Here is a 22169-nt window from a genome sequence, read left to right on the forward strand (position 1 = left end):
TCAGGCGCGGAATATGATGTCATCGCCCCGCCGAAACAGGGCCGATTGAGATTAGTTCCAAGCTAGATCGCTAGAAATCGCGTTTTTTTTCGTGTTAAGCACCCCGATGCCTCCGGGGCCGACGAAGTGAAGGAGCCGCAATCTTGGGTATCCCCCTCCGGTACGTCGCGAAGATCGGCGGCTACATCCTGAAACAGCACCTGACGGGTCGCAAGCGTTACCCGCTCGTGATGATGATGGAGCCGCTGTTCCGCTGTAACCTGGCCTGCGCCGGCTGCGGCAAGATCGATTACCCGGACGAGATCCTGAACAAGCGCCTGCCGGTGGCGGACGCGCTCGAATCGGTGCGCGAGTGCGGCGCCCCCGTGGTGGTGATCGCCGGCGGCGAGCCGCTCCTGCACAAGGATCTGCCGCAGATCGTCGAGGGCATCATCGCCCAGAAGAAGTTCGCGATCGTCTGCACGAACGCGCTACTCCTTGAGAAGAAGATCAAGGAGTACAAGCCGAGCCCGTACTTCACGTGGTCGATCCATCTGGACGGCGACAAGGAGATGCACGACCAGTCGGTGTGCCAGCGCGGCGTCTATGACAAGGCGGTGGCGGCGATCGCGAAGGCCAAGGAGATGGGCTTCCGCGTCACCATCAACTGCACCTTTTTCAACAATTCCCAGCCCGAGAAGATCGCCGACTTCTTCGACAGCGTGACCCGGATGGGCATCGACGGCATCACCGTCTCCCCCGGCTACGCCTACGAGCGCGCCCCCGACCAGAAGCACTTCCTGAACCGGAAGGCGACCAAGGACCTGTTCCGCGGCGTCTTCCGTCATGGGAAGGAGAAGGGCCGCGAGAAGTGGACCTTCCAGCAGTCGGGCCTGTTCCTCGACTTCCTGGCCGGCAACCAGACCTATCACTGCACCCCGTGGGGCAACCCGACCCGTACCGTGTTCGGCTGGCAGAAGCCCTGCTACCTGCTCGGCGAGGGCTACGCGGCGACCTTCAAGGAGCTGATGGAGACCACCGACTGGGATTCCTACGGCACCGGCAACTACGAGAAGTGCGCCGACTGCATGGTCCACTCGGGCTACGAGGCCTCCTCGGTGGTCGATTCGGTGCGCAAGCCCTGGAAGCCGCTGGTCCACGCGATCCGCGGCATCAAGACCGACGGCGCGATGGCCCCGGAGGTCAGCCTGGAGAACCAGCGCCCGGCCGAGTTCGTGTTCTCGCGCAACGTCGCGCAGAAGCTGTCCGAGATCAAAGCAGCCGGCGTCGACACCAAGCAGGAAGCCCGCAAGCGCACCGCCGCCTGACCGGCGCAGCACGGACGGAATTCGAACCCGCGGCCGAGAGGCCGCGGGTTTTTTCAGGTCGAGGCCTGCGGGCCCGTGCTGTCGAGGGGGGGCGGCTGTCTCCGTCATCGCGCGCATGGCGAAGCGACCCAGGGCAGCGCGACACGGAATTGCTTCGCTCTGGGCGCAGGGACGAATGTGCGTAGAGCGTGCCACTCGGCCGATGCCGCTCAGCACGACCCGACATCGGTGCGTGTTTTGGAGACCCTGAATGCGTGGGTATAGGGCGGGCGCGGTGCGGGATCGGCGCGCTGGGCTCACCGCTCGCCCGTGTCCGGGATCCACAGGACCAACAGCACCGCACAAACGGTGCGCGTCGCAATCCGCCGGCGCTGCATGTGCCCGGGAACGACACGGTGCGGAGGCTGCGATGCGGCCACCCGACCCCGTGTAGCCTTGCGGTCGTCAGCCCCCGCGCAGGGCTTCCAGCACCTTGCCGCCGGGGCGGCCGGTCGGGGTCATGCCGAGGCGGCGCTCCACGTCCTTGATGGCGTCGCGGGTCTTCTGGCCGACCTTGCCGTCCGGCTCGCCGACATCGTAGCCGCGGGCGGCCAGCCGGGTCTGGAGATCGCGCCGCTCGGCCCGGGACAGGGGCGGATCGTCGGTCGGCCACGCCGCCTGGACGCCCGCCTTCCCCCGCAGCCGGTCCGACAGGACCGCGATGGCGAGGCCGTAGGATTCGGCGGCGTTGTACGAGTAGATCGCGTCGAAGTTCTTCGTGACCAGGAAGGCCGGCCCGTCGATCCCGGCCGGCGCGATGATCCCGGCCGGCCCCTCCCCCGAGAGCGGGCGGCCGTCGATCCGGGTCACGCCGAGGGACGCCCAGTGGGCGACCGGCTTCTTGTTCCTGCGTCCGGCGGCCCCGACGTTGAAGCCGCGGGGCAGCTTCACCTCGTAGCCCCAGACCTGCCCGTGCTGCCACTTGGCGACATGCAGGAAGTTGGCCGTCGAGGCGACGGCGTCGGCGGTCGAATCGACCACGTCGCGCCGCCCGTCACCGTCGCCGTCGACGGCGAGGCGGTGATAGGTGGTCGGCATGAATTGGGTCTGGCCGAAGGCCCCCGCCCAGGAGCCGGTGAGCCGCTCCGGCGCGATGTCGCCGCGCTCGATGATCCGCAGCGTGGCGATCAACTCGCCGCGGAAGAAGTCCCGGCGGCGGTTGTTGGAGCAGGCGAGCGTCGCCAGCGACTGGACCAGCGGCATCTTGCCGAGGTTCTTGCCGAAATTCGACTCGACCCCCCAGACCGCCGCGATCGTGTAGCGGTCGACCCCGTAGCGGGCCTCGGCCTGCGCCAGGGCGGCCGCGTTCTGGCGCATCGCCGCGCGGCCATCCTCGACGCGCTCGTCATCGACCAGGGCGGCCATGTAGTCCCAGATCGGCGTCTTGAACTCGGGCTGCGCCTGGGAGAGCTCGATCACCTTGTCGTCGTAGCTGATGCCGCTCGTGGCCGACCGGAAAGTCTGGGCCGACACGCCCGCGGACGCCGCCTGGGCCTGGATGCCGGCGAGGCAGCCGTCGAAACCCGCGCGTGCCGGCAGGCTCGCGGCACCCGCGGCGAGGAGACCGAACCCGAGCGCGACGCCCGACCCGAAGCACTGATGGCGCATCCTGGCGTTCCTGTTTCTCATCCGCGGTTAGCGGCCGAATCAGGCAGCACGAGGGTTAACTGCGCGTTAGCGCGGGCCGGATCCGATGCGCCAGGGCTCCGCCCTGGCGACCCGCCAAAGGGCTGAGCGCTTTGGAATCCCCTGCCCTCAGGCCCATTCCCGCTGGGCGAGCTTCTGCTCGTAGGCGTCGATGGATGAGACGCGCTCCAGGGTCAGGCCGATCTCGTCGAGCCCGTTCAGGAGGTTGTGCTTGCGGCCCGCCTCGATGTCGAAATGCAGGCTGCCGCCGTCCGGCCCCCGGATGGTCTGCGCCTCCAGATCGACCGACAGGGTCGCGTTCGCGCCGCGCTCGGCGTCCTCGAACAGCTTCTCCAGATCCTCCGGGGCGACCGTGATCGCCAGGATGCCGTTCTTCGCGCAGTTGTTGAAGAAGATGTCGGCGAAGCTCGTGGAGATCACGCAGCGGATGCCGAAATCGGCCAGCGCCCAGGGCGCGTGCTCCCGGGACGAGCCGCAGCCGAAATTGTCGCCCACCACCAGGATCTTGGCGTTCCGGTAGGCCGGCTGGTTCAGCACGAAGTTCGGGTTCTCCGAGCCGTCCTCACGGTAGCGCATCTCGGCGAACAGGCTCTTGCCGAGGCCCGTCCGCTTGATCGTCTTGAGGTACTTGGCCGGGATGATCCGGTCGGTGTCGACGTTGATCGTCCGCATGGGCGCCGCGACGCCCTCCAGGGTGGTGAACTTGTCCATCTGCACGCTCGCGCGATCGGGCTGTCTGCCGGGGGGTTTAGCAGCGCCCGGCGCGGGCCGGAAGCGTCGGGCCGGGGCATCGTCCCGGAAGGTGGTCACCGGCTTGCGGGACGAGACGATGCCGATCTCAAAGACCACGCGCGTCGGCCCGGGACAGGGCGCCGTCGTGCAGCGCCGAGGCCACCAGGGCACCGGCGATCCCGGCCGCGCGCAGCGCCCGCAGATCGGCCGGGCCGCGCACGCCGCCGGCCGCGTAGAGCCGGCGATCCGGGGCCCGCGCCTGGATCGCCGCAAGCGCCGCGACGTCGGGCCCCTGCCCGGCCCCGACCTGGGCGAGCGTCATCGCGATCACCTCGGGCGGCCAGAGCGACGGGTCGTCGTGGAGGGCGGCAGGGCCGAGCCGCTCCGCGCCGCGCGTGTCGAGGGAGAGCACGGCGCGGTCCCCGAAGCGCGTCGCCAGTCCGGGATCGGCCTGGCTCTCGCTGCCGATTACCGGCCGGCCGAGGCCGGTTGCCAGAAAGTCCGCGACGCCTGCGGGATCGGCGAAGCCCGCATCCACCCAGAGGGCGATGCCCGGGCAGGCGCGGGTGATCGCCGTGAGCGCCGCCAGGTCCGGCGGCGCCCGGTCGATGATCGCGTCGAGATCCGCCACGTAGAGGATCGTGGCCGGCCATGCGTCGCACAGGCCGCGCGCCACCGCGTCGGGTGCGGATCCCTTTGCCAAGGGCGTCTCGATCGGGGCATAGGAGGAGCGCTCGCCCCGGCGCGCCCGCACCACGCGGCCGCCCCGGAGATCGAGCACCGGGATCACCGCGAAGCCGGGGCGCCCGAATCCGTGGTCCATCGAGGCGTTCATCGCGGTCCCATGCTCTCACCAGCCCAGACGACGATCGGGTGGGACCTCGGCGGGGTTCACGTCAAGGCCGCCCTGGTGGAGGCCGGACGCGTGGTGGCGGCCGTCCAGGTCCCCTGCCCCCTCTGGCAGGGCGTACCCGCCCTCGATCAGGCGCTGGCGGCCCTGCCCGACTGGGCCCGGGGCGAGGCCCGGCACGCGGTCACCATGACGGGCGAGCTGACCGACTGCTTCGCCGACCGGCGGGAGGGCGTGGCTGCCCTGTCCGGATGGGCGGCGGCGCGGCTGGCCGGCCCCGTGCGGATCTATGCCGGCCGGTCCGGCTTCGTCGCCCCGGAGGCGGCCGCGGCGGTCGCCGCCGACGTGGCCTCGGCCAACTGGCACGCCACCGCGGCGCTCGCCGGGCGGCGCGCCCCGGACGCCCTGCTCATCGACATCGGCTCCACCACCACCGATCTGATCCCGATCGTCGGCGGCCGACCGGCGGCTACGGGCTACAGCGATGCCGAGCGCCTGGAGACGGGGGAACTCGTCTACACGGGCGTGGTGCGCACGCCCGTGATCGCGCTTGCCGACCACGCCCCCTTCGGCGGCCGACGCACGCGACTGATGACCGAGACCTTCGCCCATATGGCGGACGCCTATCGGATCCTCGGTCTGCTCCCCGAGGGGGCCGACCAGCAGGCGAGCGGCGACCGGAAAGGCAAGTCCGTGGCCGAAAGCGAGACCCGCCTCGCCCGGATCGTCGGGCGGGACCGGGCGGAGGCCCCGGGTTCGGCCTGGGCCCTGCTCGCCGGGCATTTCGCCGAGGCGCAGCTGCGCCTCCTGCACGATGCCGCCGCGCTGCTGCTCGGCCGGCCGGATATTTCGGAGACAGCGCCCCTGATCCCCTGCGGGGCCGGGGCTTTCCTGGGGAGGCGCCTCGCGGACCGACTCGGCCGCGCGTGCGTCCCGCTGATCGCGCTGCTGGAGGACCGGGTCGCCGGATCCCGCGAGGGGGTCTCGACCTGCGGGCCGGCGGCGGCGGTCGGCCTCATCGCCGCGGAGGAGACAGTCGCATGAGCGCCATCAAGATCCTGGCCCGGATCCTCACGGCCCGGGTCGGGCCGCATATCGAATTGGCCGTGGAGACGGAGACCGGCGAGGTCCTGAAGGTGCTCGCCACCGAGGACCAGATCGACCGGCTGGTCGACGAACTGGAGGACATCCTCCATTCGCCGACCGAGCCGGAGGATGACGGGCCGCCCGCGGCCGCCTGATCGGGCGGGGGCCTGGACTCTGCCGTGAGCCTGATCGCCGCCAAGATCTTTGTCACCCCGACGCTGATGTGGGCCGTCTCGGCGGCGGCGCGCCGCTGGGGCAGCCTCGTCGGCGGCCTGCTCTCGGGCCTGCCGCTCACCTCGGCACCGATCTCGATCTACCTCGCGGTCGAGCAGGGCGAGCCCTTCGCCCGCGAGGCGGCGGTCGGCTCGGCGGAGGGGCTCGGCGCGGTGACGCTGTGCTATCTCGCCTACGCCCTCTGCGCCCCGCGGCTGGGCGCTGTCGCCGCCATCGGCCTTGCCCTCGCGGCCTTCGTGCTGGGCGGCGCCCTGCTGCACGGGCTCGTCCGCCCCGGCCTATGGCTCGCCACGGCGATCGACCTGCCGATGATGGCGCTGGTCGTCGCCCTGTGCCGGTCGGGCCCCGCCCCCGTCGCGCCGGCCCGCCGGCCGCCGCGCTGGGACATGCCGGCCCGGCTGGCGGCGGCTACGACCCTGGTCCTGCTCGTCTCCAGCCTCGCGCCCCTGCTCGGGCCGGGCTTGAGCGGGGTCCTGGCGCCGATCCCGATCATCTCCTGGCCGCTGATCGCCTTCGCGCGGATGCAGGACGGGGTCGGGGCCTCGCTCGACGTGGTGCGCGGCAGCGCCCAGGGGGCGTTCGGCGTCCTGGCCTTTTATATCTGCGTGCACGCGACCCTCGGGGCGATGGATCCGGTCCTGGCCTACGCGCTGTCGATCGCCGCGTCGGCCGCCTGCGTCCTGCCCTGGCTGTTCGCGCACCGTCGCCCGCGGGCGGCGTGAGTGCGTCCCGGACATAGGCCCGCACCCCGCTGCGGGCGGGCCTCGAGCCTGTTCGCCGCCCGGTCCGTCAACCCTCCGATGCCGTTGCGAAGTGCGTCGGCGCCCTTCGCCCCGGCCTGACCCTCACCGCACCGACGCCCGCGGTCGATCGCCCGCACCCCACCGTCTCGGTGCCCCTGGGGCCTGCCCGCCGGCCTCGGGGCCAGGCCGCGGCGCAGATCCCTCACGAGCGGGGCATCCGCATGGAGCTGAGGTTGTGCTGCATCGATGCGTCAAGCCGCTGCGGGTTGGGTCGATACAGCGGCGTTGCAGTGACGGCGTCCTGACAGGCAAGATTTTTTGCAACGCGGATCATGTTGACATCGCTCTTTGTGCTCTGCAGATCATCGAAAAATCGTCAAAGACGAGATTTGACATGAGCTTTCGATTTTCTAACTTGAGGTTATCTTACAGGATTCTGGCACAGACAGTGCTCATGGCGGCGATGATAGCGATCATCGGGCTTGTCGGATTGCGGCTCTATTACCGGGAGATGGTGGCGGAGCGGACGCAGTCCCTGCAGGCGATCACCGAGCTGTTCGTGAGCTACGCCCAGGATCTCGACGGGCGGGTGCGGAGCGGTGCCCTGACCCGGGACGCCGCCCTCCACCAGCTGACCGAAACGGCCATCGCCATGCGCTTCGACGGCGGGACCAACTACGTCGCCATCTACGGGATGGACGGCACCGTCCTGGCGGTGCCCAATCGGAAGCTGATCGGCACCAATCAGCTGAACACGTCGGTCAACGGCGTGCGCGTGGCCGGAACGATCATCGATGCGCTGAAGACATCCGACACGACCTTGACCGAGTACATGTACCCCCGGCCAGGGCGCGAAGGGCTCTATCCGAAGGCCACGCGCGCCGTCCGGTTCAAGCCCTGGGACATCTTCATCGCGGCGGGCACCTACACCGACGATATCCGGACGGCCTTCCTGTCCCTGGCCGCCACGGCCGGGGTGCTGCTCCTCGGTATCGGGGTGCTCGGGGCGCTCGGCTCGGTCCTGGTGGGGCGGAGCATCACGCGCCCGCTCGACCGGCTCGGCCGCCGGATGCAGACCCTGGTCGAGGGCGATGTCGCGGCGGCCGTCCCCGGGCTCGACCGGGCCGACGAGATCGGCCGGATGTCCAAGGCCGTCGAGATCTTCCGGCGCGCGCTGATCGAGAAGGCCGCGTTGGATCACGCGGTTGCGCAGGAGGCGGAGGCCAAGGTCCGGCGCGGCCAGATCTTCGACACTCTGACCAAAGCGTTCGAGGCCACGGCCGGGACGCTGATGACGCAGGTCTCGGCGGCGGTCGCCACGATGCAGGCGACCGCCGAGGCGATGGCACGGACGGCCGCGCGGACCAGCGACCGCGCGACCCGCGTCACGGAGGCCGCCCATGCGACCGCCGCGAACGTGCAGAGCGTGGCCTCGGCGACCGAGGAGATGGCGAGCACCATCCAGACGATCTCCGGGCAGATGACCCAATCCTCGGCGTTGACCAACCAAGCTGCCGCCGAGGCCGAGCGCACGGATGCCATCGTCGGCGAGCTTGCCGATGGGGCCGAGCAGATCGGCGCCGTCGCCAGCATGATCGCGGCCATCGCCCACCAGACCAACCTGCTGGCGCTCAACGCCACGATCGAGGCGGCCCGCGCCGGTGAGGCCGGCCGGGGTTTCGCTGTGGTCGCCGCGGAGGTGAAGGCGCTGGCGCAACAGACCGCGACCGCCACCGAGCAGATCACGGGCCGGATCGGCACCGTTCAGGCGTCGACCCGGCAAGCGGTCGATGCGCTCCAGGGCATCGGTCGGACCGTCGCGGAGGTCAACGGGCTGACGATCACGGTTGCCGCCGCCATCGAGCAGCAGAGCGTCGCCACCGGGGCGATCGCCGAAAGCATCGCGCGGGCGGCCGGCGGCACCGATACGGTGACCGCCAATATGGCCGACGTGTCACGCGTCGCCGAAGAGACAGGGGGGGCGGCCGATCAGGTGCTGGGTGCCGCGGCAGAACTCGCCCGGAAATCCGGTGCGCTCTCCGATGAGATCGCGCGTTTTCTCGGACAGGTTCGCGCTGCCTGACCGGCGCGGTCCGCAAGGCGAGGGTCACGTTCCGGGCTCCGGGCGCGGAACGCGGGGCGAGGAGCCCGGGACATGAAAAAACCGGCTCGGCATGGCCGAACCGGTTTCGTGATCTGTCGGGGCGCGCCGTGGGCGCGCGGGGTCACTCGGCGGCGGCGGGCGCCGCGGCCGGGGCGTCCTTGGTCTTGTAGCGGTCGGTGCGCTCGACGATGCGGGCCGACTTCCCGCGGCGGTCGCGCAGGTAGTACAGCTTGGCGCGGCGCACCTTGCCGCGGCGGGCCACCTTGATCGAATCGATCATCGGGGAATGCACCGGGAAGACGCGCTCCACGCCCTCGCCGTAGGAGATCTTGCGGACCGTGAAGCTCTCGTTGAGGCCGCCGCCCGAGCGGGCGATGCAGACGCCCTCGTAGGCCTGGACGCGGGTGCGCTCGCCTTCCTTCACGCGGACGTTGACGATGAGCGTGTCGCCCGGCTCGAAATCCGGAATGGTCTTGGCCAGGCGCGCGACTTCCTCGCGCTCCAGCTGCTCGATGATGTTCATGGCATAGCTCCAGCCGTCGCGCCGTGACGCCCCTCATGGGCGGTCGGCGCCAGGATTTCGGCGATCCTGTTGTGAGTTGGCCGGCTCTCTACAGGATCAATCCCGGCTTGTCGATTGCCGTTGCGAAGCCCGCGCGGACCGCCCTCAGGCCGGCACCGCCCCGGCCTCGGGCAGCACGCAGTTCGACAGGAACGCGGCCAGATCGTCGGTGATGTGGTCGATATGCGGCTCGCGCACCGCCTCCTGCTCGAACGCCTCGCGGTAGGGGTCGATCACCTTCGGCACCACCAGGACGGTCGCCATGCCGAGGTCGTGCGGCACCGCGAGGTTGCGGGCGATGTCCTCGAACAGGGCGGCCCGGGTCGGCTCGACGCCGTGGGCCTTCAGGAAGCGCTCGTAGGTCGAGCGCTCGGGCTTCGGTACGAAGTCCGCGGCCGCGATGTCGAACACGTCCTCGAAATGGTCGAGGATCCCGAGCTTGGCCGCCACGTTCTCGGCGTGCCGGCGCGAGCCGTTGGTCAGGATCAGCTTGCGCCCCGGCAGCCGCTCGATCGCGTCGCCGAGATCCTTGTCGAGCTTGATCGTCGAGTGGTCGATATCGTGCGCGAAATCGAGGAACGCGTGGGGATCGACCCCGTCCTCGACCATCAGCGCCTTCAGGGTCGTGCCGTAGCGGTGATAGAAGTACTTCTGCAGGGCGCGGGCCGAGATTCCGTCGAGCCCGTAGAGCCCCATCACGTAGAGCGTGATCCGTTCGTCGACCTGCGGCCAGACCATGGCGTCGCTCGGGTAGAGCGTGTTGTCGAGGTCGAACACCCAGGTATCGACCTCGGCGAAGCCGCGCGCGTCGGGCGTGGTGAACTGGGCCTTGTCGGGGTGATGCACCGTATCCCCTTGGATTCATGGCCCCCGGGCGGGCGAATCTGACATCTTTGTGGTCAAGCTCGCAAGCCTGGCTGGCTCGGGGCTGGCCCGGAGCAGGACAATGCCTGCGCGGGGCGGAAGTTTCCGCCCCGCGCAGGCCGGTCGCCGGAGCGCGCCCTCAGCCGCGCCGGATCAGCGTGCCGGCGCCGTAATCGGTGAACAGCTCCAACAGCACCGCGTGGTTGACCTTGCCGTCGAGGATGACGACCGCCTCCACGCCGCGCTCGATCGCGTACATGCAGGTCTCGATCTTCGGGATCATCCCGCCCGTGATGGTGCCGTCCGCGATCAGGCGACGGCAATCCTCCACGGTGAGTTCGGGAATCAGCTTCTTGTCCTTGTCGAGCACGCCCGGAACGTCGGTGAGCAGCAGCAGGCGCTTGGCCCGCAGCGCCCCCGCGATCGCCCCCGCGAAGGTGTCGGCGTTGACGTTGTAGGTCTGCCCGTCCGCCCCGTAGGCGACCGGCGCCAGCACCGGGATCAGCTCGGCCTTCAGCACCGCGTCGAGCACGCCGCGCTCGACATGCTCCGGCTCGCCGACGAGGCCGAGGTCGATGGTCTGCTCCAGATGGCTCTCGGGATCGACCATGGTCTTCAGCGCCCGCTTGGCCCGGACCATGTTGCCGTCCTTGCCGCACAGGCCGACGGCCCGCCCGCCCTCGGCCGAGATCCAGCCGACGATCTGCTTGTTGATCAGGCCGGCGAGCACCATCTCGACTACCTCCACGGTGGCCGCGTCGGTGACCCGCAGGCCGCCGCGGAACTCGGACTGGATCCCGAGCCGGTCGAGCATCTTGCCGATCTGCGGCCCGCCGCCGTGCACGACGATCGGCTTGAGCCCGGATTGTTCGAGGAGGACGATGTCCTCGGCGAAATCCTCGGCCGCCGACCGGTCGCCCATGGCGTGGCCGCCGTACTTGATGACCACGATCTCCTGATCGTAGCGCTGCATGTGGGGCAGCGCCTGAGCCAGGACTTCGGCGCGTACGTGCACGTTCGGCAATTCGGTCATCGCGGTCCTTCGCTGATCCTGGGCCGATCGTGGCCGATCCGCGGGTCAGGTCCCGGGGGCGGCCTTGCGGCGCGCCCGGCGGGCGGGGGCGCTTCTACAGGAAGCCGTCGGGCCTGCGAAGCCGCCTTGCGCGGGGATGCTGGCGTGGGGCTGGCTGTCGCGGGAAGCCGACCCGATTCCGCCGGCGCCGCCCCGCCGGAACCGCGCCGCTGTCAAAAAACAGTCACCCTTCCCGTGTGTTGCAAACGGGCTACAGATTGAAGCAGAACCAGGGTTGCCCGGCTTGAACCCCCGCGGCGCCCGGCCCATGCTGCGCTGCAGCAAGCTCGAGCTTGTGGCCGGGAGGGCCGGATGCGGATCGCGATGATTGGGGCCGGGTATGTCGGCCTGGTGTCCGGGGCGTGCCTGGCGGATTTCGGGCACGGCGTGGTCTGCATCGACCGCGACCCCGACAAAATCGCGAGCCTGAATGCCGGCCGCATGCCGATCTACGAGCCGGGGCTCGACGCGCTGGTGGCCGAGAACGTCCGGCAGGGCCGGCTCGCCTTCCGCACCAGCATGCGCGAGGCCGTGGCCGAGGCCGACGCGGTGTTCATCGCGGTCGGCACCCCGTCCCGCCGCGGCGACGGCTTCGCCGATCTGAGCTTCGTGTTCGACGCCGCCCGGGAGATCGCCGGCGCGCTCTCGGGCTTCACCGTGGTGATCACCAAGTCGACCGTCCCGGTCGGCACCGGCGACGAGGTCGAGCGCATCATCCGCGAGGCCAACCCCGCGGCCGACTGCGCCGTCGCCTCCAACCCCGAATTCCTGCGCGAGGGCGCGGCGATTTCCGACTTCAAGCGGCCCGACCGCATCGTGGTCGGCACCGAGGAGGCTCGGGCCGAGGCGGTGATGCGCGAGGTCTACCGGCCGCTCTACCTCAACGCCGCGCCGATCCTCGTGACCAGTCGCCGCACCGCCGAGCTGACCAAGTATGCCGCCAACGCGTTCCTGGCCGCCAAGATCACATTCATCAACGAGATGGCCGACCTGTGCGAGGCGGTCGGCGCCGACGTGCAGCAGGTCGCCCGCGGCATCGGGCTCGACAACCGTATCGGCACCAAGTTCCTCCATGCCGGCCCGGGCTACGGCGGCTCGTGCTTCCCCAAGGACACCCTGGCGCTGGTCAAGACCGCCCAGGATGCCGGCACGCCGCTGCGGCTGGTCGAGACCGTGGTGGCGGTCAACGACCAGAGGAAGCGCGCCATGGCCCGGAAGATCATCAAGGCCTGCGGCGGCTCGGTGCGGGGCCGGACGATCGGGCTGCTCGGCCTGACCTTCAAGCCCGACACGGATGACATGCGCGACGCGCCGTCGCTGGCGATCGTGGCGGGCCTGCAGGATGCGGGCGCGCAGGTGCGGGCCTACGATCCCGAAGGGATGGCGCACGCCCGGGCTCTGATGCCGTCTGTGGATTACGCCGAGAACGCCTATGCCTGCGCGGAAGGTGCGGACGCGCTGGTGATCGTCACCGAGTGGAACGCCTTCCGGGCCCTCGACCTCGACCGGCTGCGGCAGGCCATGGCGTCCGGCGGTGCGACCCCCGTCCTGGTCGATCTGCGCAACATCTACGATCCCGAGAGCGCGGCACGCCACGGCTTTATCTATTGCGGCGTCGGGCGAAACGGCGCCGGCGCCGGGCCGAACCCGTCCTGATCTGTGTGATGATCCGCGGATCACCTGCGAAGATCTTCTTATGGCCGTGGCGCAACGCCGTCAGACGGCTGTCCGGTCGCGGGGCGAAACTGTGGCTTTCTGATGATCGTTCCGGCGTCTCGACGACCAGTCGACCGGTCCAAACTTGGCGTTCTGATCGCCGGAATTGGATAGGTCTCTGATGAATACATGTCACAGCCTTCGGCAATTTCGCCGCGCGGGGATGACCTCGCATCCAGGCTGGTTGGACACCGCAATGGTGCCACAGTAAGGGGTGAGAGGGTACTCACTCGTCGCGAGCCGAGCCGACTTCCGATAACGAGCGTGTGCGAACCGAACGTGACACAACGTACAGACATTGCGATCGTCGGACGCGCATGCCGACTGCCCGGGGCCCCCAGCGTGGACGGCCTGTGGTCACTCCTCTCCGAGGGGCGCTGCGCCGTCAGCAAGGTGCCGGCCGACCGGTTCTCCCTGGAGCGGTTCGCGCATCCCCGCGCCCATGAGCGCGGCAAGAGCTACACCTGGGCAGCGGGCATCATCGACGACGTGTGGTCGTTCGATCCGGCGGTGTTCGGCATCTCGCCCCGCGAGGCCGAGCAGATGGATCCGCAGCAGCGGATGCTGCTGGAGCTGACCTGGGAAGCCCTGGAAGACGCGGGCCTGCGCCCGTCGAGCGTGGCCGGCAGCAATATCGGCGTGTTCGTCGGCGCCTCCTCGCTCGATTACGGCAACCTACGCATCCTCGACGCGGCCTCGGGCGACGCCTACGCGGCGACCGGCAACACGCTGTCGATCATCTCGAACCGCATCTCCTACATCTTCGACCTGAAGGGCCCGAGCTTCACGGTCGACACGGCCTGCTCGTCCTCGCTCGTCGCCTTCGACAACGCCGTGCAGGCGATCCGGTCGGGCCGCGTGGACACGGCCGTCGTCGCCGGCGTCAACGTGCTGGCGAGCCCGTTCAACTTCATCTGCTTCTCCACCGCGCAGATGCTCTCGCGCACCGGCCTGTGCCAGGCGTTCTCCAAGAACGCCGACGGCTACGTGCGCTCGGAGGGCGGCGTGGTGTTCGTGCTGCAATCGGCCGAGGCCGCGCGGCGCAACGGCGCCCCCGTGCGCGCGGTGGTCGCCGCCTCCGGCATCAACTCCGACGGCCGGACCACCGGCATCTCGCTCCCCTCGGGCTACGCCCAGGGCGCCCTGCTGGAGAAGGTCTATCGCGAGGCCGGGATCCCGCTCGACGACCTCGCCTTCATGGAGGCGCACGGCACCGGCACGCCGGTGGGCGACCCGATCGAGGCCTCGGCCATCGGCTCGAAGCTCGGTCGCGGCCGGCAGGCGCCGCTACCGATCGGCTCGATCAAGACCAATATCGGCCATACCGAGCCGGTCTCGGGCCTCGCCGGCCTGATGAAGGCGACGCTGGCGCTGGAGCACGACCTCGTGCCCCCGTCGCTGCACGCGGCCGAGCTCAACCCCGAGATCCCGTTCGGCGAGCTCAACCTGGACGTCGTGCGCGCGCCGCTGAAGATCGCGCGCGGTTCGCGCGAGCGCTTCGCCGGCGTCAACTCCTTCGGCTTCGGCGGCACCAACGCGCACGTGGTGATCACCGACGCGCCCGCGTGGGCGAAGGCCGCCGAGACGGCGCCGGAGCCCGAGGCCCAGGTTCTGCTGCTCTCGGCCCAGAGCCGGGCGGCGCTGAACGAACTGGCCCTCGACTACGCCGAGCGCCTGGAGGCCGAGCCCGCGCAGGCTCCGACCCTCGCGGCGGCCGTCGCGCATCGCCGCGAGCGCATGTCCACCCGCCTCGCCATCGCGCTCGACGGTAAGACCGACGTCGCCGCCGCGCTCCGCGCCGTCGGCGAGGGCGAGGACAGCCAGGACGCCTTCACGGGCACCGCGGTCGACCGCGTCGCCGAGGTGGCCTTCATCTATTCGGGCAACGGCAGCCAGTGGGCCGGGATGGGCCGCGAGGCCTACGAGGAGAACGCGGTCTTCCGCGCGACCTTCGACCGGATCGACACCCTGTTCCAGACCTATTCGGACTGGTCTCTGAAGGACGCGCTCTACGCCGAGGATCTCGACACGCGCCTCGCGCTGACCAGCGTCTCGCAGCCGCTGATCTTCGCCATCGAGAGCGCCTCCACGGCCGCCCTCAAGGCCAAGGGTCTGGTCCCGTCCTACGTCCTCGGCCACAGCGTGGGCGAGATCGCGGCCGCCGAGGCCGCCGGCATCCTGACCTTGGAGGATGCGGTCCGGGTCATCTACTACCGCAGCCACCACCAGGAGACGACGCACGGCCAGGGCACCATGGCGGTGCTGCTGATGCCGTCCGAGGAGGTCGAGACCTTCCTCAAGGACTTCCCGACCCTGGACATCGCCGCCTACAACAGCCCCAAGGCCGTGACGGTCGCGGGGCCCGTGGCCGATATCGACGCCGCCCTCAAGGCCCTGTCGCGCAAGCGCCGCCGCGGGCGCAAGCTCGACCTCGCCTACGCCTTCCACGGCCGGCTGATGGACCCGACCGAGAAGCCGCTGCTGCGCGATCTCGCGGGCCTGAAGTCCCGCGCCGGCACCACCGCGATGGTCTCCACCGTCACCGGCAGCGTGCTGGACGGCAGCCATTTCGGCGCCGGCTACTGGTGGCGCAACATCCGCGAGCCGGTGCGCTTCTGCGAGGCCGTGCAGGACGCCACCCGCCGCGGCGCCCGCGTGTTCGTCGAGGTCGGCCCGCGCGCGACGCTGATGTCGCATGTCGGCGACGCCGTCGAGCCGCTGGGCATCGAGACCGCCACGGTCGGCGTGATGCACCGCAAGGCGTCGGGCGGCGATCCGATCGCCAAGGCGGTCAGCGCCGCCCTGGTCCAGGGCGCGCAGGTCGACGAGGCCGTTCTGTTCGGCGACGCGCCGAAGGGCGATGTGCGCCTGCCGACCTATCCGTGGCAGCGCCGCCCGTTCCGCCTCGCCGACACCACCGAGGGCGTCGGCGCGATGAGCCCCCGCCCCTACCACCCGCTGATCGGCTCGCGCACGACCTTCGACGGGCTGGAGTGGAACGGCTTCGTCGATCCGGTGACCGTGCCCGAAATGGAGGATCACAAGGTCGACGGCCAGGTGATCATGCCGGGCGCCGGCTTCGTCGAGATGGCGCTCGCCTGCGTCCGCGAAGCCCTGCGCGACGATGAGGTCGTGCTGGCCGATTTCGAGATCGTCGCCCCGATGGTATTCGCCGAGGAGGCCCTGCGCGAGGTCGCGGTGCGCCTGTCGGGCTCCGGCAACGGCATCCAGGTGCTGAGCCGTCCGCGCCTGACCCAGACCCCCTGGCAGCTCCACGCCCAGGCCAAGATCGTCGAGGGCAGCTTCTCGGCCCCGAAGGCGCCGGATCTCGACGGATTCAGCTTCGACACGGCGGGCGACCACGTGCTGACCGGCGACGCGCTCTACGCCAAGGCCCTGGCCTCCGGCCTCGCCTTCGGCCCGAGCTTCCAGCAGGTCGCCATGAGCGCCCGGCTGGACGACGCCACCATCGTGTCCGACCTGCTGCCGGCCGAGCCCGACACCCGCTACGGCCTCGTGCCGAACCGGCTGGACGCTTGCTTCCACGGGCTGATCCTGCTGTTCGCCGACCTGCTCGGCGAGAACGGCGGCAAGGCCTACATCCCGGTGCGCTTCGGCGAGGTCCGGCTGCTGCGCCCCGGCGCGGTGATCGCCCGCTCGATCATCCGCACCCGCCGCTGCAACGAGCGCTCGATCCTGGCGGACTTCACCCTGCTCGACGCCGAGGGCGCGGTGATCGCCACGATCCGCGAGGGCCGGTTCCAGGCCCTGCGCGCCAAGAACGGCGGCGACCTCTCGGCCTTCGCGATCTCGCAGGTGCCGGAACTCGCCACCGAGCCGACCGCGATCCCGATGGAGCGCCGTCCGAGCGTGGCCGCACGGCTGCGTCCGCTCGCCGCCGAGGCGAAGGGCTCGTCCGACGCCGCCCTGTCGCCGGGCCACCTCCTGCTGGAGGGCTGGGCGACCTCGCTCGCCTTCCGCCTCGCCTCCGGGCTGGCCCAGGGTGAGACCGTCTCGGTTACCGACAGCCGCGTGCCGGAATCCCTGCGCCCCTGGCTGCTGAACGCCCTCTACGCCCTGGAGAGCAGCGGTCTCGCCGAGCGTGCCGGCCAGAATTGGACGCTGGGTGACGGCTCCGCCCTCCCGGCCCCCGACGAGATCATGCGCTGGATCGCGGGCGATCATCCGGACCTCTCGGCCGAGCTGGTGCTGATCGCCGATGTCGGCGCCCTGGTCGACCGGCTGCTCGCCGGCACGCTGAGCGACGCGCCGGCCCTGCCGCAGGGGGCGATCGACGCCTTCGTGCTGCGCTCGGCCACCGCGCGCCACGGCGCCGACGTGGTCGCCGGCCTGATCGAGCGCAGCCGCGCGCAGCTCCCCAAGGAGCGGGCGCTGCGCGTCCTGCAGGTCGGCTTCGGCCCGCTCTCGGCCCAGACCGCGACCTTCGCGGCCGCCGCCGAAGCCCGGCTCACCGTGTTCGAGACCGACCGCCGGCTCGCCGAGCGCGCCCGCCTGTCCCTCGGCCGCGCCGCCGCCGTGGTGGAGACCGCCGAGGAGCTCGCCCCGGGCAGCTACGACCTGATCCTGGCGTCGGGCAGCCTGCACCGCGGCGATCGCGGCCTGCCGGGCCAGCTCGCCGGGGCGCTCGCCACCGGCGGCCTGCTGGTGGCCGTGGAGCCGGGCGCCTCCCTGTTCCGCGACCTCGTGTTCGGCCTGACGGCCGGCTGGTTCGAGGAGGCGGCGGGCGGCCTGCCCGTGGGCCGGCTCGAGGATATCGAGGGCTGGCAGCGCATCCTGAGCGCCCACGGCCTCGTCAAGGTCGAGGTCGAGCGGGCGGCGTCGGCCAACGGCGACGACCTGCTGCTGACCGCGGAGGCGCCGGTGCGCCCGGGCCCGGCCCCGGCGCAGAGCTTCGCCTTCATCATCGGCTCCGACGACGAGTTTGCGGCCGAGACCGCCTCCTCCCTGGCGACCCTGCTGGTCGCGGGCGGGGTGCACGTCTCGATCATCCTCGACTCCGAGACCTCCCTGATGGAGCTGGAGAAGGAGACCCCCGACACGGTGGTGTTCCTGGCCGGGGCCTTCACCCGCGGCGGCGAGGCGTCCGAGCGGCTGCGCGACCGCTGCCTCAGCCTGAAGCGCTGTACCGAGCATCTCGGCGCGCGCCAGACCCGGCTCTGGGTCGTCGCCCCCGGCGCGACCCGCGACCGCGGCGGCCAGACCACCAACATCGAGGCCGGCGTGTGGGCCTTCTCCCGCACCCTCGCCAACGAGGCCCCGAACCTCGACGTCCGCCGCATCGACCTCTCGCCCGAGATGTCGTCGAAGCGCGCCTCCGAGCGGCTGCGCGACCTCATCCTCTCCGGCACGCCGGAGACCGAGATCGTGCTGGACGACGAGCGGACGCAGGTCGTGCGCTTCCATGCCGGCCGACCGCAGCACCGGGATCCGGCGGATCTGGTGCCGGCCGAGGCCGCGCGCCTGGAGCGCAGCAACACCGGCGGCCTGAGCGAGATGGTCTGGGGACCGGCCGAGCGCCGCACCCCCGGCAAGGGCGAGATGGAGATTGCGGTCGAGGCCACCGGCCTCAACTTCCGCGACGTTCTCTGGGCGCTCTCGATGCTCCCCGAGGAGATCCTGGAGGACGGCTTCGCCGGCCCCCGCCTCGGCCTCGAATGCGCCGGCCGCGTCACGGCCGTCGGCCCGGGCGTGAAGGGCTTCAAGGTCGGCGACCCGGTCGTCGCCTTCGCCCAATCGGGCTTCGCCACCCATATCGTGGTGCCGGACCTCGTCGTCGCGCCGATGCCGCAGGGCCTCGACCCGATGGCGGCCGCCACCGTGCCGGTGGCGTTCCTCACCGCCTATTACGGCCTCGTCTCCTGCGCCCGGATGCGGCGCGGCGAGTGGGTGCTGGTCCATGGCGGCGCGGGCGGCGTCGGGCTGGCGGCCCTGCAGATCGCCAAGCTCAAGGGCGCGCGGGTCATCGCCACGGCGGGCTCCCGCGAGAAGCGGGCGCTGGTGAAGGCGCTGGGCGCCGAGCACGTGCTCGATTCCCGCTCGCTGGCCTTCGTGGACGAGATCCGGGCGATCACCGGCGACGGCGTCGACATCGTGCTGAACAGCCTGTTCGGCGAGGCGATGGAGCGCTCGCTCAACGCGCTCCGGCCGTTCGGCCGCTTCATCGAGCTGGGCAAGCGCGACTACGTCGCCAACACCCATATCGGCCTGCGCCCGTTCCGGCGGAACCTCAGCTACTTCGGCGTCGACCTCGATCAGGTGATCCAGCACCAGGGCGACGACGGCGCGCGGATGTTCCGCGAGGTGATGGCCCTGTTCAACGACGGCGGCCTGAAGCCCCTGCCCTATCAGCCCTTCACGGCGGCCGAGACCTCGGACGCGTTCCGGCTGATGCAGCAGTCCGGCCACATCGGGAAGATCGTGATCAGCCCGCCCAAGGCCGGCACGATCATGAAGGACACGGCCAAGCCGTTCACGGTGTCGGAGACGGGCGTCCACCTGCTGACCGGCGGCCTCGGCGGCTTCGGCCTGGAGGCGGCGCGCTGGCTGATCGACCGGGGTGCCAAGCACCTCGTGCTGGCCGGCCGGAAGGGCGCGGCCACCGACGAGGCCAAGGCGATCGTGGCCGAGCTATCGGCCCGGGGCGTGACCGTCGAGGCCAAGGCCGTCGACATCACCAGCCGCGCCTCGGTGGACCGGCTGCTCGCCGAGATCGAGCAGAAGGGCAAGAAGCTGGCCGGCGTGCTGCACGCCGCGGCGGTTCTTCAGGACGGCCTGATCTCCAACATCGACGCGGCTGCGCTCGACGCGGTGATCGGCCCGAAGGTGATCGGCGCGCAGCATCTCGACGCCGCGACCCGCGACCGGAGCCTCGACTACTTCGTCCTGTTCTCCTCGGCGACGACCTTCATCGGCAACCCGGGCCAGGGCTCCTACGTGGCCGCCAACGGCTTCATGGAGGGTCTGGCGCGCCAGCGCCGCCGCCGTGGCCTGCCGGCTCTGGCGGTGGCCTGGGGTGCGATTGGCGATGTCGGCATGCTCGCCCGCAACAAGGCGGTCATGGAAGGCCTCGCCGGCCGCGTCGGCGTCACGCCGATGGAGGCCCGCCGCTGCCTCGACCTGATGGCCGAGGCCTTGGGCAGCCAGGGCGCGTCCCCGGACGAGGCGGTCATCGCCATCGCGGCGATGCACTGGGGCAAGGCGCGCGAGCGTCTCGCCACGATGCGCTCGCCGAGCTACGCGGAACTCGGATCGGACCAGCAGGCCGAGGCCGGCGGCGTCCAGGCGATCAACATCGGGGCCCTGCTCAAGGGCGGCGACCTCGATTCGGTCCGCAAGACCGTGTCGGACGCGATCGTCGAGGACATCGCCCGCATCCTGCGCCTGCCGAAGGACGACATCAGCCGCGTGCGCCAGCTCTCGGAGATCGGCCTCGATTCGCTGATGGGCGTCGAGCTCGGCGCCAGCCTGCAGGAGCGCTTCGCCCTCGATGCGCCCCCCGCGGGTCTCTCCTCGGGCATGACCGTCAACGAGCTGTCGGAGTCCTTAATTCAGGCGGTTTCCGCGCCCATGGATGAGGCCGCCGGCGTCGCGATGAGCCTCGTCTCGAAGCATGTCGGTGGTGAGATCGATGCGCAGATGATGGCGCCTCTCCGGGAACTCATCGAGCAGACATCCAGCGCGATCAAAGAGACCAACCCATGACCGATACGGCACGGCCTGACGGCGGGCGCGCGGCGCTCGCCGGCTTCGTGACGAACCGCCTCGGGCGCGCCACGCCGCGCCCGGCACCCGTCAAGGCGGCCTCCCCGGCCGGCCAGTCGGCGGCGCAGAATTTCGAGAACCTGCCGGGCTACCGCGAGCTGAAGCTCCAGCGCCAGGCGGCCGAGCTGATCGGCCTGGGCAACCCGTTCTTCCGCGTCCACGACGCGAAGGCCGGCGCGACCACCCGGATCGACCAGAAGACCTTCACCAACTTCTCGTCGTATGACTATCTCGGCCTCAACGGCCATCCGCGGGTGAGCAACGCGGCCCGCGAGGCGATCGATTCCTACGGCACCTCGGCCTCGGCGAGCCGCGTCGTGGCGGGCGAGCGGCCTGGGCACATCAGCCTGGAGCAGGCGCTGGCCAAGCACTACCGGTCCGAGGGCTGCGTCGTGATGGTGAGCGGGCACGCCACCAACGTGACCACCATCGGCGCCCTGCTCGAAGCCGGCGACGTGATCTTCCACGACGCCCTGTCGCACAACAGCATCGTGACCGGCGCGCAGCTCTCCGGCGCCCAGCGCCGTTCCTTCGCGCATAACGACCTCGACGCGCTGGAGACCCTGCTCCAGTCCACCCGCCACGAGCACCGCCGGGCGCTGATCGTGGTCGAGGGCCTCTACAGCATGGACGGCGATGCGCCGGACCTCGCCGGGCTCATCGCCCTCAAGAAGCGCTACGATGCGTGGCTGATGGTCGACGAGGCCCACGGCCTCGGCGTCACCGGCCGCACCGGTGCCGGCCTGTTCGAGCATTGCGGTGTCGACCCCAAGGAGGTCGACATCTGGATGGGCACCCTGTCGAAGACGCTCTCGACCTGTGGCGGCTACATCTGCGGCCCGATCGCACTGATCGAGTACCTGAAGCACTCGGCCGGCGGCTTCGTCTACAGCGTCGGCATGTCGCCGCCCCTCGCCGCGGCCGCCGAGGCGGCGCTCGCCGTGATGAATGCCGAGCCGGAGCGGGTCGAGCGCCTGCGCCAGAACGGTACCCTGTTCCTGACCACCGCCAAGAAGCTCGGCCTCGATACCGGTTTCAGCCTCGGCCTCGCCGTGGTGCCGATCATCGTGGGCGACTCGCTGAAGGCCGTGACCCTGTCGGACCGCCTGTTCCGGCGCGGCATCAACGTGCAGCCGATCATCCACCCGGCGGTGCCCGAGCGCGCTTCGCGCCTGCGCTTCTTCCTGACCTCCGAGCACACGCCCGACCAGATCCGCGACACCGTCAACGCGGTGGCCGAGGAACTGGCGGCGATCGACAAGGGCGGCTCGCTGATCGAGCAGCTCCTGGCCAAGCGCGCCTGACGACGTCCTGGACCTGAGATTCCGGGTTTCCCTAGGGCGAGCCCTTGGGCGGGTTTTTAGGGCAGAGCCCTGAGTTCCTGCTCCGGGCTCCGCCCTGGACTCGCGAAAGGTCCCGACCTTCCGAAAC

14 protein-coding genes are annotated in these 22169 nt (G+C 70.5%); 8 read left to right on the top strand and 6 right to left on the bottom strand.

The features are described 5' to 3' along the window. Positions 1-143 precede the first annotated feature (143 nt). Positions 144-1307: an adenosyl-hopene transferase HpnH gene (gene hpnH / locus AAHG09_RS25740; RefSeq protein ID WP_043386340.1), complete on the top strand. Its 1164-nt coding sequence runs from the start codon at positions 144-146 to the stop codon at positions 1305-1307. A gap of 444 nt (positions 1308-1751) precedes the next feature. Here the strand turns inward: hpnH and AAHG09_RS25745 are convergent, their stop codons facing one another. The 3 genes from AAHG09_RS25745 to AAHG09_RS25755 all read right to left on the bottom strand — a co-directional run bounded on the left by AAHG09_RS25745 (position 1752) and on the right by AAHG09_RS25755 (position 4548). Further along, entirely contained in the window at positions 1752-2954 is a 1203-nt protein-coding gene (locus tag AAHG09_RS25745) for a lytic murein transglycosylase (protein ID WP_342110344.1), read from the bottom strand. 147 nt (positions 2955-3101) lie between these two features. Beyond that, entirely contained in the window at positions 3102-3704 is a 603-nt protein-coding gene (gene leuD / locus AAHG09_RS25750) for a 3-isopropylmalate dehydratase small subunit (protein WP_342110369.1), read from the bottom strand. A 127-nt stretch (positions 3705-3831) separates the two neighbouring features. Next, positions 3832-4548, bottom strand: a complete 717-nt coding sequence (locus tag AAHG09_RS25755; protein ID WP_342110345.1) for a HisA/HisF-related TIM barrel protein — start codon at positions 4546-4548, stop codon at positions 3832-3834. 21 nt (positions 4549-4569) lie between these two features. On the opposite strand from AAHG09_RS25755, the gene AAHG09_RS25760 reads away from it, so the two are divergent. The 4 genes from AAHG09_RS25760 (at position 4570) to AAHG09_RS25775 (ending at position 8721) form a co-directional block, all read left to right on the top strand. Beyond that, entirely contained in the window at positions 4570-5619 is a 1050-nt protein-coding gene (locus AAHG09_RS25760; protein ID WP_342110346.1) for a hydantoinase/oxoprolinase family protein, read from the top strand. Continuing rightward, positions 5616-5816: a hypothetical protein gene (locus tag AAHG09_RS25765; protein WP_342110347.1), complete on the top strand. Its 201-nt coding sequence runs from the start codon at positions 5616-5618 to the stop codon at positions 5814-5816. The genes AAHG09_RS25760 and AAHG09_RS25765 overlap by 4 nt, the downstream gene beginning before the upstream one ends. 24 nt (positions 5817-5840) lie before the next feature. Then, positions 5841-6617, top strand: coding sequence for a hypothetical protein (locus AAHG09_RS25770; protein ID WP_342110348.1), 777 nt, complete (start codon positions 5841-5843; stop codon positions 6615-6617). Positions 6618-7092: 475 nt separating this feature from the next. After that, on the top strand, positions 7093-8721 hold the full coding sequence (locus AAHG09_RS25775) for a methyl-accepting chemotaxis protein (RefSeq protein WP_342110349.1): 1629 nt from the start codon (positions 7093-7095) through the stop codon (positions 8719-8721). Positions 8722-8863: 142 nt separating this feature from the next. On the opposite strand, the gene rplS is transcribed toward AAHG09_RS25775, so the two are convergent. The 3 genes from rplS to argB form a co-directional block, all read right to left on the bottom strand. Further along, positions 8864-9265 (bottom strand): 50S ribosomal protein L19, encoded by a 402-nt coding sequence (gene rplS, locus AAHG09_RS25780; RefSeq protein ID WP_342110350.1) that lies wholly within the window; start codon positions 9263-9265, stop codon positions 8864-8866. Between the two features lie 144 nt (positions 9266-9409). Continuing rightward, positions 9410-10150, bottom strand: coding sequence for a pyrimidine 5'-nucleotidase (locus AAHG09_RS25785; protein WP_342110351.1), 741 nt, complete (start codon positions 10148-10150; stop codon positions 9410-9412). Between the two features lie 157 nt (positions 10151-10307). Beyond that, the gene (argB, locus tag AAHG09_RS25790) at positions 10308-11201 is read right to left on the bottom strand and encodes an acetylglutamate kinase (RefSeq protein WP_243996940.1); all 894 of its coding nucleotides are present in this window, start codon (positions 11199-11201) and stop codon (positions 10308-10310) included. A gap of 351 nt (positions 11202-11552) precedes the next feature. Here argB and AAHG09_RS25795 point away from each other — a divergent pair, with 351 nt between their 5' ends. The 3 genes from AAHG09_RS25795 (at position 11553) to AAHG09_RS25805 (ending at position 22042) form a co-directional block, all read left to right on the top strand. Then, positions 11553-12896 carry a UDP-glucose dehydrogenase family protein gene (locus AAHG09_RS25795; protein WP_342110352.1) on the top strand — a complete coding sequence of 448 codons (1344 nt, stop codon included), beginning with the start codon at positions 11553-11555 and terminating at the stop codon, positions 12894-12896. Positions 12897-13235: 339 nt separating this feature from the next. Further along, positions 13236-20678, top strand: a complete 7443-nt coding sequence (locus AAHG09_RS25800) for an SDR family NAD(P)-dependent oxidoreductase (RefSeq protein ID WP_342110353.1) — start codon at positions 13236-13238, stop codon at positions 20676-20678. Continuing rightward, positions 20675-22042: an aminotransferase class I/II-fold pyridoxal phosphate-dependent enzyme gene (locus tag AAHG09_RS25805; RefSeq protein WP_342110354.1), complete on the top strand. Its 1368-nt coding sequence runs from the start codon at positions 20675-20677 to the stop codon at positions 22040-22042. Before AAHG09_RS25800 ends, AAHG09_RS25805 begins: the two co-directional genes overlap by 4 nt. Positions 22043-22169: the final 127 nt, after the last annotated feature.

Origin of the sequence: Methylobacterium guangdongense (genome assembly GCF_038442355.1) — a bacterium.
GTDB lineage: Bacteria > Pseudomonadota > Alphaproteobacteria > Rhizobiales > Beijerinckiaceae > Methylobacterium > Methylobacterium guangdongense.

Excerpts from the sequence above, each read along its gene's own strand:
- AAHG09_RS25745 (WP_342110344.1), bottom strand. The coding sequence starts at position 2,954 with ATGCGCCATCAGTGCTTCGGGTCGGGCGTCGCGCTCGGGTTCGGTCTC.
- leuD (WP_342110369.1), bottom strand. The coding sequence starts at position 3,704 with ATGGACAAGTTCACCACCCTGGAGGGCGTCGCGGCGCCCATGCGGACG.
- AAHG09_RS25755 (WP_342110345.1), bottom strand. The coding sequence starts at position 4,548 with ATGGACCACGGATTCGGGCGCCCCGGCTTCGCGGTGATCCCGGTGCTC.
- AAHG09_RS25760 (WP_342110346.1), top strand. The coding sequence starts at position 4,570 with ATGCTCTCACCAGCCCAGACGACGATCGGGTGGGACCTCGGCGGGGTT.
- AAHG09_RS25765 (WP_342110347.1), top strand. The coding sequence starts at position 5,616 with ATGAGCGCCATCAAGATCCTGGCCCGGATCCTCACGGCCCGGGTCGGG.
- AAHG09_RS25775 (WP_342110349.1), top strand. The coding sequence starts at position 7,093 with ATGGCGGCGATGATAGCGATCATCGGGCTTGTCGGATTGCGGCTCTAT.
- rplS (WP_342110350.1), bottom strand. The coding sequence starts at position 9,265 with ATGAACATCATCGAGCAGCTGGAGCGCGAGGAAGTCGCGCGCCTGGCC.
- argB (WP_243996940.1), bottom strand. The coding sequence starts at position 11,201 with ATGACCGAATTGCCGAACGTGCACGTACGCGCCGAAGTCCTGGCTCAG.
- AAHG09_RS25795 (WP_342110352.1), top strand. The coding sequence starts at position 11,553 with ATGCGGATCGCGATGATTGGGGCCGGGTATGTCGGCCTGGTGTCCGGG.
- AAHG09_RS25805 (WP_342110354.1), top strand. The coding sequence starts at position 20,675 with ATGACCGATACGGCACGGCCTGACGGCGGGCGCGCGGCGCTCGCCGGC.